10 protein-coding genes are annotated in these 13,014 nt (G+C 53.0%); 2 read left to right on the top strand and 8 right to left on the bottom strand.

Annotation, left to right across the window (positions count from 1 at the left end; all coding sequences use genetic code 11):
• Window positions 1-912 precede the first annotated feature (912 nt).
• Window positions 913-2,271 (top strand): aspartate aminotransferase family protein, encoded by a 1,359-nt coding sequence (locus tag AB840_RS09935; RefSeq protein ID WP_048514686.1) that lies wholly within the window; start codon window positions 913-915, stop codon window positions 2,269-2,271.
• Window positions 2,272-2,337: 66 nt separating this feature from the next.
• On the opposite strand, the gene AB840_RS09930 is transcribed toward AB840_RS09935, so the two are convergent.
• From AB840_RS09930 to AB840_RS09900, 7 genes are read right to left on the bottom strand one after another with little or no spacing between them, the layout of a single operon-like run.
• The gene (locus AB840_RS09930; RefSeq protein WP_048514685.1) at window positions 2,338-3,483 is read right to left on the bottom strand and encodes an amidohydrolase; all 1,146 of its coding nucleotides are present in this window, start codon (window positions 3,481-3,483) and stop codon (window positions 2,338-2,340) included.
• 23 nt (window positions 3,484-3,506) lie between these two features.
• Window positions 3,507-4,448, bottom strand: coding sequence for a S66 peptidase family protein (locus tag AB840_RS09925; RefSeq protein WP_048514684.1), 942 nt, complete (start codon window positions 4,446-4,448; stop codon window positions 3,507-3,509).
• Between the two features lie 48 nt (window positions 4,449-4,496).
• The gene (locus AB840_RS09920; RefSeq protein ID WP_048514683.1) at window positions 4,497-6,083 is read right to left on the bottom strand and encodes a peptide ABC transporter substrate-binding protein; all 1,587 of its coding nucleotides are present in this window, start codon (window positions 6,081-6,083) and stop codon (window positions 4,497-4,499) included.
• Window positions 6,080-7,051, bottom strand: a complete 972-nt coding sequence (locus AB840_RS09915; protein WP_048514682.1) for an ABC transporter ATP-binding protein — start codon at window positions 7,049-7,051, stop codon at window positions 6,080-6,082. Before AB840_RS09915 ends, AB840_RS09920 begins: the two co-directional genes overlap by 4 nt.
• A complete protein-coding gene (locus tag AB840_RS09910) occupies window positions 7,051-8,034 on the bottom strand; it encodes an ABC transporter ATP-binding protein (protein ID WP_048514681.1) in 984 nt (327 codons plus the stop codon). Before AB840_RS09910 ends, AB840_RS09915 begins: the two co-directional genes overlap by 1 nt.
• A complete protein-coding gene (locus AB840_RS09905; RefSeq protein WP_078791830.1) occupies window positions 8,031-8,945 on the bottom strand; it encodes an ABC transporter permease in 915 nt (304 codons plus the stop codon). The genes AB840_RS09910 and AB840_RS09905 overlap by 4 nt, the downstream gene beginning before the upstream one ends.
• A 2-nt stretch (window positions 8,946-8,947) precedes the next feature.
• On the bottom strand, window positions 8,948-9,883 hold the full coding sequence (locus tag AB840_RS09900) for an ABC transporter permease (RefSeq protein WP_048514679.1): 936 nt from the start codon (window positions 9,881-9,883) through the stop codon (window positions 8,948-8,950).
• A gap of 199 nt (window positions 9,884-10,082) precedes the next feature.
• Here AB840_RS09900 and AB840_RS09895 point away from each other — a divergent pair, with 199 nt between their 5' ends.
• Window positions 10,083-11,285, top strand: coding sequence for an MFS transporter (locus tag AB840_RS09895; protein ID WP_048514678.1), 1,203 nt, complete (start codon window positions 10,083-10,085; stop codon window positions 11,283-11,285).
• A gap of 802 nt (window positions 11,286-12,087) precedes the next feature.
• Here the strand turns inward: AB840_RS09895 and AB840_RS18160 are convergent.
• Complete coding sequence (locus AB840_RS18160) at window positions 12,088-12,975, bottom strand: hypothetical protein (RefSeq protein WP_330218270.1); 888 nt, start codon at window positions 12,973-12,975, stop codon at window positions 12,088-12,090.
• Between the last annotated feature and the right edge of the window lie 39 nt (window positions 12,976-13,014).

Below are 13,014 nucleotides of genomic sequence, written 5' to 3'. Positions count from 1 at the left end.
TGTGTTAAGCACGCCGCCAGCGTTCGTCCTGAGCCAGGATCAAACTCTCCATGATATATGAAGAGCCATTTGGCTCGTTCTTACTGTTTTTGGTTCATACTTACTCTTGTTGACGTCTTGATGTTTTCAAGACCTCGCACTCTGGCGTTCAATTCAATTATTGCATTGTTCAGTTTTCAAAGGTCATGCCGTCTTGCGACGACTTGCTTATTCTACCAAACTCATGAGAGTTTGTCAAGCACTTCTTTTCGAAGAACATCGTCGCTCTTCATTCTTCTCACAATACACATTTTGTCATATTGTGCTTTTGAAGAAGACGACTTTGTTATTCTACCACCTGTTTTCTCTTTTGTCAAACGTTTTCAACAAATTCATAGAACATAGAAAAAGCACAAAAAAGCAATCTCAATCATGACATTTCTACATTTACAACTTTATATCCGCACGCTCTCTACAGCTGGTTATTATATTTTAGCACACTATTTGTCAAATAGCAATATATTTCCTCAAAATTGCAGATTTGTCAAAAAGGTATGGCAAATAGTCACTTTGCCGTGCCCCTTTCTTTTATCAACATAAATTTGTATTATAAATATGTTCTGCTCTAGCCTGGCTATCGTTTTGTATAAGATACAGCATATTGCCATTTTTATTTGCTTACGATAAGGAAATATTGGTTTCCGCTATACGGCAATACCGGCATACACCGTATCATCATCTGTTTGCTTACGATTCATATGTTATCTTTTTATGCCGGCAGCACAAAAACGTTTTTTATTATTGGGTTCACAAACCCTTGCAGAAATACTGCTTGTTAAATATAATAAAAAGCGAATTAAATACATGACACACAAAGACGTGCCCAGTTATTTCGTTTTTGTGTGTCTTTTTATTGCGCAGGAGGTATTGAACATGTTACGAGAAGAATTGCCTAAAATCATTACACCATCCGTACCCGGTCCGAAAGCAGCGGTTTTACTGGCCCGACGCCGCAAGGCTGTACCTGATGCCATCGGCACCGTATATCCAACAGTAATTCAGCGCGGCGAAGGCGCTATGCTTGAAGATGCGGACGGTAATTATTTTCTTGATTGGGTCGGCGGCGTCGGCGTCCTCAACATTGGCTACTCTCACCCAGAGGTCGTACAGGCTGTCAAAGATCAGGCGGGTAAGTATTTCCACGCCATGGCCAACATCGTAACGCATGAAGGATATGTCAAGCTGGCTGAAAAAATCAATGCTATCGCACCTGTCAGGGGCGATGTCAAACGCACATTTTTCATCAACAGCGGCGCCGAAGCCGATGAAAACGCCGTCAAAATTGCCAAAGCGTATACCAAACGACCTAATATCATCGTTTTTTCCGGTGCCTTCCACGGCCGTACTCTGATGACCATGGCCATGACCGCCAAAAAATCCTATGCGCTTGGCATGGGACCTTTCCCGGACGGTATATACCGGGCAGAATTCCCATATCTGTACAGAAAGCCGGAAGGATATACAGAAGAAGACGCCATCCAATACTATCTTGATTCGTTAAAAGAAGTTTTCATGTACTCTTCGCCGGCAGAATATGTCGCCGCCATCGTCGTCGAACCCCTGCAGGGCGAAGGTGGTTTCGTACCCGCCCCTATAGAATGGATCAAAGCCCTGCGCCGTGTCTGCGACGAAAACGGCATCCTGCTCGTAGCTGATGAAGTCCAGACTGGCTGGTGCCGCACAGGCCGCATGCTCGCCACGGAATACTGGAAAGAAGCAGGCTGCCCGCCGGATATCATCGCTACAGCCAAATCTCTCGGCGGCGGTATTCCCATCGGTGCCGTCGTTGCCAGAGAAGAAATCATGGCTGCTGTCCCCGGCGGCGTCATCGGCGGGACCTTCGGCGGCAATGCCCTGGCCTGCGCGGCAGCGCTGAAGGTAATCGAAATCATGGAGCGCGACGACCTGGCCGGCCGAGCCCGGGAAATCGGCAGCATAGTCTGCAATCGTTACAAAAAATGGCAGCGGGAGCTGGAAATTATCGGTGATTACCGCGGCCTGGGTGCTATGCTGGGACTGGAATTTGTCCATGATAAAAAGAGCAAGCGTCCCTATCCCGAATTGGTCAGCACTATAATTCAGGAAGCCGCCCAACGGGGTCTTATCCTGGAAAACTGCGGCGTCTACGACAACGTCATTCGGTTCCTCTGCCCACTCGTCGTGACCAATGCCCAGCTCGAAGCCGGTCTGGACATTTTGGAAGCGGCAATACGAAAATGCATTGCTAAGTAAAAAATCGCCTCTTTAAGTAGAAAATCCTCCCGAAACAGTCTATCTGGACTGTCCCGGGAGGATTTTCTACTTTGTCCAATCTTTTTCATTCATCACATCGATTGCTGCCATGACCATTGCCTTAGCTCCTGTCAGGGCCTGGAGCCTGCCCAATTCACTGCCGGCTGCCTCGGCAAACCCGCGGGTATGCGCGGCAATATGATAGCCAATACAGATTTCTGGCTGGCAGACCCGCGTCACATGGCTCACATTTCCCACATCCGTAGACCCTTCGGCATAATCGTCCTCTCTGATACCAAACTCCTCATAGAGCGAGCTGAACGCCTCGGCGAAATACACATCCATCCGTGCATCATTGACCATATTTTTGAAAAGAGGTTCGTAATGAACCATCTCCAACTCCGTCCCGTGAGCATCGGAAACCTCCTGTGCGATCCTGCGGATTTCCGGCAGCATCTGCTGTTCTAAAAAATCCGTATCCAGCGCACGGATAGTCGCCTTCAGAACCGCTCTCTCCGGCACGATATTGGGCACCGTACCGCCTTCTGTAATAATCGCTCCGATGATATGCCGCTTCGTAAGCCTGACATCATAGTCTTTGAGCTTTCCGTAAAAATCGATGAGAGCATCGAGAGCATTCACTCCGTGATATGACGAGTCCGCCACATGAGCGGGCTTTCCTAAAAAAACAAACTGCAGCGGATGCGTCGCATAAGAGGTTCCACCAATACACGTCTTATCCGACCCGGGATGAATAATAACAGCCGCATCCAGCCGATCAAACACTCCCTGCTCGCTCATATATACTTTGCTGCCCACCGTCTCCTCAGCCGGACAGCCATATATATGAACAGATGCCCGGTCACCGGCAGCGGCAGCAAAGGCCACGGCTGCTCCGACACTCATGGCGGCAATCAGATTATGACCGCAGCCGTGACCCAGCCCGGGAAGCGCATCATATTCGGCAAGGAACCCCATCTGAAAAGGCCCCCGGCCGCGGACTCCATGAAAAGCCGTAGGAAAAGCCTCTGGCACGACAGCCTCCACCGTAAATCCATGATCCGCCAATATCCGGCGCAAATACGCAGCAGCCAACCGTTCTTCCCCGCCCAGCTCCGGGTGGGCATACAAATACTCGGCAATACCATATATAACAGGCTGCAATTTATCTACCTGCCGGCAGGCCCGATTCTTCCATTCTTTCGTCGTCATTCGATTCCTCCTCACAGACTGACTTATATCCTGTCCGGCAGACGGACGACGTCAGCCTTATCTGCCATCAAACTGAGCCGTACAGACCGACCGAAGGGCAGCCAGGCATTATCCGCACCGTGTCCGGCCGGAAAGCCGCAGACCGCCGGTTTCTGCCACCGCGCAGCATATTCATATATAACATCCCGGACCGTAAACTCATACGGTGCCGCTTCGACAGGAGTACACCCGGAAAATTCACCGAAGATAATGCCGGCAGCCCGCTCAATCAGACCGGACTGCTCCAACTGGCACAGCATACGGTCCAGCGCATAGGCTTCTTCGCCGACCTCCTCCAGCAGTAGAATCGCGCCCGTACCATCAAGAGCATACGGGGTCCCCGTCATAGCCGCCAGCAGCATCATATTGCCACCGCAGAGAATCCCTTCGGCCATACCGGGAACGATGGTCTCCAGCCGGCAGCCCGGCGGCAGCTCATACGCGCCGTCCTGATAAGGATCCTGCAAACCTGCGGCAAATTGCCGCACTGTATAGTCCGACGCGCCGCGTCCCAGAGGCATGACCATCATACTATGAACCGGCGCCAGATGGCAGCGCTGCAGCAGCACCGTATGCAGCGCCGTAATATCACTGAAGCCGACAAACAGCTTGGGATGGGCCGCAATGCATTCATAATCCAGCAGCGGCAGCAGCCGCGTAGCACCGTAGCCGCCGCGCAGGCAAATAATGCCGTCCACCTCGTTATCGGCAAAGGCTGCCCGAATATCAGCAGCCCGCGCCGCATCCGTACCGGCCAAATAACCCCAATGGGCTCCGACGGACAGTCCCAGCTTCGTGTGATACCCCAGTCCGTGCAAGATAGCAAGGCCTTGCTCCAGCGTATCCTCTGCCAGCGCCGACGACGGCGCAACGACACCGATGGTATCTCCCGGACAAAGGGGCTTTCCCAATCTATATATATTCATTGTATATTTCCTCCCGATGCGCTGCACCAGCCGCCATGCGCGTACTACTTACGGTTCGATATACGCCCGTTTGAAATCCACCAGCCCCAGCGGCGACCAATGATAGCCTTTGACATAGGGCTGGACCACATAAGGCTGCGTCGTATAATACACAGGAATAATGACGCAGTCGTCAAAAAGCTGTTTCTCTGCCTGATGCATATACTGCATGCGCAGCCCCTTGTCGTTTGTCTCCTTAGCTTTCTGTACCAGCGCGTTATACTGCTCATTATGATAGCCGGCATCATTTTCCGTATCGGCAAACACGTCGAGAAATGTCATGGGATCGATGTAATCAGCAATCCACGAAGCCCTGGCAATCTGATACTCTCCCTGACTGCGGGCCGCCAAAAACACCTTTGATTCCTGGTTCATGAGCGACACGCTGACGCCGAGATTGTCCCTCCACATAGCCTGCATTGCCTCGGCAATTGCCTTGTGCATTTCATTCGTGTTGAACAGTACCGTCACTTCCGGCAGCGGATGATTCGCATCATAGCCGGCGTTCTTCAGATACTGCCGCGCAGCAGCCGGGTTCTCCGTCACAAGATTGCCGCCTTCTTCGCGAAAGTCCTGCCCCGTCGCATCGTCCTTCAGGCCAGGCGGTACCCAGGCATAGGCCGGTTCCTTCTGTGCCCGCACAATATGCCGGACCAGTGACTGCCGCTGTACAGCCAAGGCAAAGGCCCTGCGGACCCTCACATCGTCAAACGGTTTCTTCTGCACGTTAAATACATAATAATATATACCGAGATACGGTGCCACCTTATAGAGACCCAGTTTTTCAAGCCGGTCCTGGTCGGCCGGCGGTGGTTCAGCCGTCATATTGGCCTGATTGCTTTCCACCAGGGTCAGCCGTGTCGCCTGGGAATCACTGATAGGAAATTCTATATGGCTGAGACGCACGGTGCCAGCATCCCAATAGCGGTCATTTTTCACGGCGTCAATCTGACTGGAATGGCGCCACGCGGTTATTTTATACGGCCCGCTGCATACCATATCCGCCGCATCGGAAGCCCACGTATCCGGTCTGGTCTCTGCCAGCCGCTGCGGCACGGGATAATAACAGTGAAATGCCGTCAAATTGAGAAAATACGCAGTAGGATATTTCAAGCGTACCTGCAGCGTCTTGCTGTCCAGCGCCCGTACGCCCACAGCATCGGCCGAAACCTGGCGCTTGAAATACGCCTCCGCCTTATCGATACAGAACATCATATACGCATTCTCCGATGCCGTATCCGGATTCATAACCCGCTTCCAGGAATATTCCACCTCATACGCCGTAATCGGCGCGCCGTCGCTCCACTGTATGCCGTCTCGCAGATGAAAGGTATAGGTTGTGCCATCCTGAGAAATATCCCAGGAAGACGCCAGAGCCGGCTGGGGTACATTGTGCTCATCCAGACGGGTCAATCCCTCAAACAGCTGCAGCTCCACATTATTTTCCGGCAAAGCCGTCGTCATAGCCGGATCCAGCCGGGACGGCTCCGCCTCAAGGACATAGCTCACCGTATCCGGACGGGAGACCGTACTGCAGCCGCCGGCAAACAAAACTGCCAGCATCAGCAAACCCATGCATATAAAACGCCGGATCATAGCGCATCGCCTCCCTGTACCTGATGACAGGCGGCAAACCGGTCTGCCCCGACCTGACGCAGCACTGGCGTTTCTGTACGGCACCGCTGATTTGCGTAAGGGCAACGCGGATGAAACACACAGCCGGCCGGCAGCTCCAACGGGCTGGGCACCTCTCCGGCAGCGTCAGGCGCACCGGGATCTGCCGGATCCGGACGCGGCACAGACGCAATCAGCAGCTGCGTATAGGGATGCAGTGGGCGGCAAAACACCTCGCTGCCTGGTCCCAGTTCGACCAAACGCCCCAGATACATGACACCGATGCGCCGGCTCATATGATGGACCATGGTCAGATCATGCGCAATAAACAAATACGATAACCCCAGCTCCTGCTGCAGACGCCGCAGCATATTGACGATCTGTACCTGTACCGACACATCAAGCGCTGAAATAGGCTCGTCACAAAAAATACACTCCGGCTCCAGCGCCAGCGCTCTGGCAATACCCACACGCTGACGCTGGCCGCCGCTGAATTCATGGGGATAGCGCTGGGCCGCCTCCGCACGAAGATCGACCTGATTCAGCAGCCCGGCGACACGCTTTCTTCGTTCCCGTCCATCCGCACAAAGATGATAATTGCGCAAGGGCTCGCTGATGATCTCCTCCACGGTCATGCGCGGATCCAGTGACGAATAGGGATCCTGAAAAATCATCTGGACCTGGCGGCGGTACAGCTCACCGGCCGCCAGGTCCCGCGTATCCCGCCCCTTATACAGCACCGTGCCGCCGGTTTTGCCATATAGCCCCAGCACCGTGCGGGCAAACGTCGATTTACCGCAGCCCGACTCGCCGACAAGTCCCACCGTCTCGCCCTGATGAATCACCAGAGACATATCCTGTACAGCCGCCAGCACCTTCTTTGGCCGTCCCAGCCAATCCGTGCCGACAGTAAAAACCTTTGTAATGTGACGGGCATCGATCAGCTCCATCAGGATCTCCTCCTCTCCGGGCACACCAACCAGCATGCCGTCTGGTGTCCTTCTCCTACGGTATAGACCGGCGGCACGGCATGCGTGCAAATATGCATGGCCTGACGGCACCGCGGAAAAAAGCGGCAGCCGGACGGCATATGAAACAGATCCGGTGCCTGCCCCTCAATTCCTGTCAGCGTCCGTCCGGGATGATCCGGATCCGGCAGAGAAGCCAGCAGTCCCTGTGTATATGGATGCGCCGGACGATAGAAAATCTCCGAGGCCGTCCCTTCCTCCACAACACAGCCGGCATACATGACATATATACGACGGCACATTCTGGCAATAACGCCGAGATTATGCGAAATAAGAACGACCGCCATTCCCATATCCTGCTGCAGACGCTGCAGCAGAGACAATACCTGGGCCTCCGTCGTCACGTCAAGCGCCGTCGTCGGCTCATCAGCAAACAGCAGGCGCGGCGAACAGGACAGGGCCATGGCAATCAGACATCGCTGGCGCATACCGCCCGACAACTCATGGGGATACTGCCGCAGCCGTTTTTCCGGCGACGTAATGCCGACGGACCGCAGCAGACCTACAGCCATCTCTTCAGCGCAGCGGGACTCCATAGGCTGATGCAGCCGCAGTCCCTCGCAAATCTGGCTGCCGATCGTAAAGACCGGATTCAGTGACGTCATGGGATCCTGAAAAATCATTGCCATTTCCCGTCCCCGCAGCATATTCATTTCTCGTTCCGTCAAAGGAAGCACATTCTGTCCATCCCAGCATATCTGACCCTGGGAATAGACTGCCGTACCGGCCGGCAGCAGCTTCATCGCCGCCTGGGCGGTAACTGATTTGCCGCATCCCGACTCGCCGACGATCCCGACGGTTTCCCCTTCTCCTACGGCAATAGACACATCATGGACAGCCTCCAGCAGCCCGCGGTACGTATGAAACGCGACCGACACATGGCTGATTTCCAATATCGGTTTCATCGGCCTGCCTCCTTTTGATTCTGCGGGTCCAGCGCGTCCCGCAGACCGTCGCCGAGAAACATAAAGCCCAGCATAGTAAGACACAAGGCCACTGCCGGAAAGACCAGCTGAAAGGGAAACGAACGGATGCTGCTGATCCCCTCAGAAGCCAGGACACCCCAGCTCGCCATCGGTGCCGATACCCCCAGCCCGATAAAGCTCAAAAAAGCCTCTGTAAAAATGGCATCGGGAATCGACAGCGTCATCGTAACAATAATGGGGCCCATACAATTCGGAATCATGTGCCGGCACAGCACATTCCACGTCGAAGTGCCGCACGACCGGGCCGCCAAAACATATTCCTGCTGTTTGAGGCTGAGTATCTGACCGCGAACGATGCGGGCCATATTCAGCCAATAGGCAATACCGAGAGCAATATAAATATTGACCAGACCCGGCTTGAATACGACCATGAGCAAAATGACGTACAGCAGCATGGGAATAGAATACAGCACGTCGACAATATGCATCAGCATACGATCCGTGCGCCCGCCGGCCAGCCCGGCAATGCCTCCGTAAATCACGCCGATGAAAAAATTGATCAAGCTGGCGGCAAAGCCGATAGAAAGAGAAATACGAGCGCCGTATAAGACGCGGACAAATAAATCCCGTCCCAGAGAATCCGTACCGAACCAATGCGCCGACGACGGCCAGGCATTGGCATCTACCAGATTTTGATCGGCATACGTATATGGCGCCAGCCATGGACCGGCAATGGCAGCGGCAGTCATAACGATGACGATGACCATGCCCCACAGGGCCAGCCGGTTCTTTTTCATTTGGCGCCAGCCTCGTTCACGCAGCTTCTGCGGCGGCACATAGGGCTCCACGCGCTCAGACCGGTCAATTGGCTCAAACTCACGGGCATCCATCGTCATTCCTCCTTTGTATCCTGTTTCAACGCAATACGGGGATCCAAAAAAGGATAGATTACGTCGATAAGCAGATTCATCATCATAATAAGAAAGCTATAAAATATGGTAATTCCTAAAATCACGGTATAATCGCGATTATATATACTGGTCACAAAATGACGGCCCAAGCCGGGAATGGCAAAAATCGTCTCAACGACAAAGCTTCCCGTCAAAAGCGCCGCTGCCAGCGGGCCAATATAACTGACCACAGGCAGCAGGGCATTGCGCAGCGCATGGCGGCACAGCAAAGACCATTCCCCTACCCCTCGCGACCGGGCCGTACGAATATAATCCTGCGCCAAGGCATCCAGTATGCCTGACCGGGTCAAGCGCATAATAAACGCCGTCGGATGCGCCGCCAGAGCCAGAGCCGGCAGCACGGCATACGCCGGCCCCTTCCACATTGCTGCCGGCAAAACAGGCCACGTAAAAGCAAACAGCTGAATCAGCAGCGCCGCAATAATAAAGCTGGGCACAGACACGCCGAGAGTAGCGCCGATCATCAGAACATAATCGGCCCGCGTATTTTTATACCATGCCGCCGCCATCCCGGCAGGGATGCCAATGCCGATGGCCAGACACAAGCTGATCAATCCCAGCTCTGCCGACACGGGAAAGGTCTCGGCAATGATATCGTTGACCGTCTTTCCCGGATATTTATAAGACGGCCCCAAGTCAAGAACAGCGGCATGCTTCACATACTCCAGATATTGATCCCACAGCGGATCATTCAAATGATATCGCGCCTCAACCGTCGCCATGACCGCCGGCGGCAGTTGCTTTTCCTGTGTAAAGGGACCGCCGGGAATCGCATGCATAAGACCAAAGGTAATTGTAATGATGACCCACAGGACAACACACGCGCCGGCCAGTCGTTTTAAAAGATATCCAATCATGGGGTTTCCTTCTTTGCTGAAAAAATAAGCAGCACCATCTATTTTAATGCTGCATAAAGCCATAACTTATTATATAGTCAGGTACCGGCAATGGCAAGCCCGAGAAAAATACATTGTGTTCGCCGAACCAGAAGCGTATAATACATAATTGGATACTAAAAATATTTGTTAACCTTACTTTTTAAAAAAGGGTGATTAAATGAACTGGAAGCTTTGTTTAGCCATTTTAACCTGCAACGTCGTATTTATGTCTGCCAGCTATACCATGCTGATTCCCTTCCTGCCCATGTATCTGACTCATGACCTGGGCGTCGATGCCGCATCGGTCAATATCTGGTCAGGCATTGTTTTTTCCTCTTCCTTTGTAGTCAGTGCTATTATGGCACCGCTCTGGGGCCGTCTGGCCGATAAAAAAGGCAAACGGCTCATGGCTATACGAGCCAGCCTGCTACTGGCAATCAGCTACTTTCTCGGCGGCATTGTCACATCGCCGCTGCAGCTCACCTTCATGCGTATGTTCCAGGGCTTTGCCTCCGGCCTGTGGCCCATGGAGCTGGCTATCATGACGACATATGCGCCGCCCAAAAAGATGGGAGTCTGTCTGGGCATCATGCAAGGCGCCCTGACAGCAGGCGGCGTCATCGGGCCTCTTTTCGGCGGAATGCTGGCGGAATTTTTCGGCATGCGCATGTCTTTTTTCCTGGCGGCGGGAGCACTGCTGCTCAACTTCCTCGTACTTTTCTTCTTTATCAAGGAACCGCCCGAAGAAGAAGAACCCCGGCGCGCCGGCATCCCGATTCCAGCCGAACAGCCCAGCCTCTGGAAAAATCCCCTGATCCGTAATATGATGATCTATGCAGTCTTCGTCCAAATGGTCATTCTTCTTGTACAGCCGATTCTGACAACATATGTTACCGTACTGGCCGGTCCTATGGACAACCTGATTTTCATTTCCGGCCTCGTCTTCTCCCTCGGCGGTTTTGCCAGTGCCATTTCGGCTCCTCTCTGGGGACGCTTCGGCCAGCACCACGGCTTTCATAAGTCTCTGACCATCGCCCTTGTCACTGCCGGAATCTGCGCCCTCATCCAAACCCTGCCGGACGACCTGTATTACTTTGCGGCGTCTCAATTTGCCATCGGTCTTTTCTTCTCGGGCATCTATCCCTCTATCAATGCCATCCTGGCCGAGAACACAGATTCTCATACCAAAGGGCGCGTCTTCGGCATGCTCTTTTCGGCCCAGCAGCTCGGCTCCATTGCCGGACCGCTTTTAGGCGGTGTCATCGCCACCCTCTTTGGCATGAAATATGTCTTTCTCGCAGCTGGCTGTATTCTGCTGGGTATCAGTCTAACCATTCGGAGAAACCGCCGGGAAGATACCAACCTGTCCATAAAATATTAGCTTCCTCCATAAAAAAGAGCTCCTGGGCTCCTTTGAAAAATCGTGGACCATACTATATAATACAACGTTATCAGTACTTTGAAGAAGGCCGTATACCCCTGGTATTGCGGTCTTTTTTCATGCGCGGATTAGAATATTATCTCATCTGCACACGAAAATGTGCTTCTTTTCATTGTTTTTCAAAACGGCAAAAAGAACGAAACAAGGTAAGCCGGATACCAAAGACTGATATTTTTTCAAGTTTGGTATATATCTCTTAAGACAACGCAAACGCCATCCATCAAAGGTCCTGCTGCCTCACAAAATTCAGCCCCAGAAACAGTCGTTCCCGCAACGGCGGCTTAAAAACATACGTCCCCAGAATACAAAAAGAGACCGTCTTGATACTGCTCCTCGTGAATTAGATTCCTGGTCTAGTTCATGGAGGGCGGTACATGTTCCGGTCTCTTTTGAGAAAATGATGCGGCCCTTGCAGAAAGGAGGTAACGCAGGGCCTATATGATACGGCAAACGTGCTGCGTATAAACAACCGCCTGTCAGGTATCAGCAGATAACCTGGGCCGGCTATGTGGAATCCCCATGTATACGGACTGCTTTGTACCGGTTCCTGTTTGCGGGCGCCATGAATGGACGCCCCTACGAAGGGCCGGGGATCGCAGGACCTCATGAGCACGGAGCGGTTGTCGTGATATCCAGCCGCGTACTGCCGGGGCCTTGACGATTCGTTGGGAAATCCCATTTAGTGAAAACGCGTAGGGCTCGATTCATCGAGTCCGGCCCTGACGCCTGCAAGCTGCCGTACTTAGAATCGGAAGGTGGCTTGGATTCTCGTATAGTCCCCCAGGCTGAAGTTTTCACTGCCGTAGAGGGTATCCCGCTTGCCGATGCCCTTGGCGTCAAAGGTATAGAACGCTTCCAGGAGGATGTCTTTGGCCGGGACGTAGCCGCCGCCGACGGTGAAGCTCTTGATGCCGTCGAGGTATCTATCGGGCACGCCTTCCGTACCGTTGCCGCCGAAGAAGGAGCCGTGCTGGAAGTATTTGTAGTCGGCGAAGGCATTCCAGCTGCCGGGCTTGTCCGTATCGGACTTGCCGATGTCGACGCGGGCCACCCAGAAGTGGGGCGTACCGCCACTGGCTCGGCCGCCGAAGTCAAAGGTGGAGTTGCCCGCTTCATGATTTTCGTAGATCGTATGACCATTCATATAACGGCCAAAGTCCGTGCGGTTCTGGCCATAATCCAGGGAGACCGTAGCCTTGTCGCCGACGTTCCACTTCGCACCGACGCCAAAGACGTTGGCCAACTGATCAAAGGAAGCGATATCATTCACATCGCCGTGGGCCGCTGCAAAGGAGTGATTGTCGTCGCCGGTGGAGCGCAGGTACCAGGCCATGACGCCGAAGTCCGGCGAGAAGGAATGCTTCGCCTGGATGTAGGCTGCCCGTTCGATAGCTGGGATCGTGTCTTTCTGCAGGACCGTGCCTAATACCTTGACAACGAGACCAGCTGCATTACCTAGTTTTTCACGGGGCAATGCACTATATTGATCACTCCGATATAAGAAAGTTTCTAAAGCATTCCAATACGATCGAACACGATCGCTAGTCATTATACGGTCTGACACATAGTTTCCATGTTCATCTTGTTTCGTTTCCCCAACTATATCTGAACCAGAAGATGCATCCGGCATTGCTGCTATACCCTGGGAAACAAAATCTTGCCAATTGGT

The sequence above is a fragment of the Megasphaera cerevisiae DSM 20462 genome (assembly GCF_001045675.1).
Classification (GTDB): domain Bacteria; phylum Bacillota; class Negativicutes; order Veillonellales; family Megasphaeraceae; genus Megasphaera; species Megasphaera cerevisiae.
The sequence above is the reverse complement of the archived record's forward strand: the minus strand, read 5'-3'. Positions and strand labels throughout refer to the sequence as shown.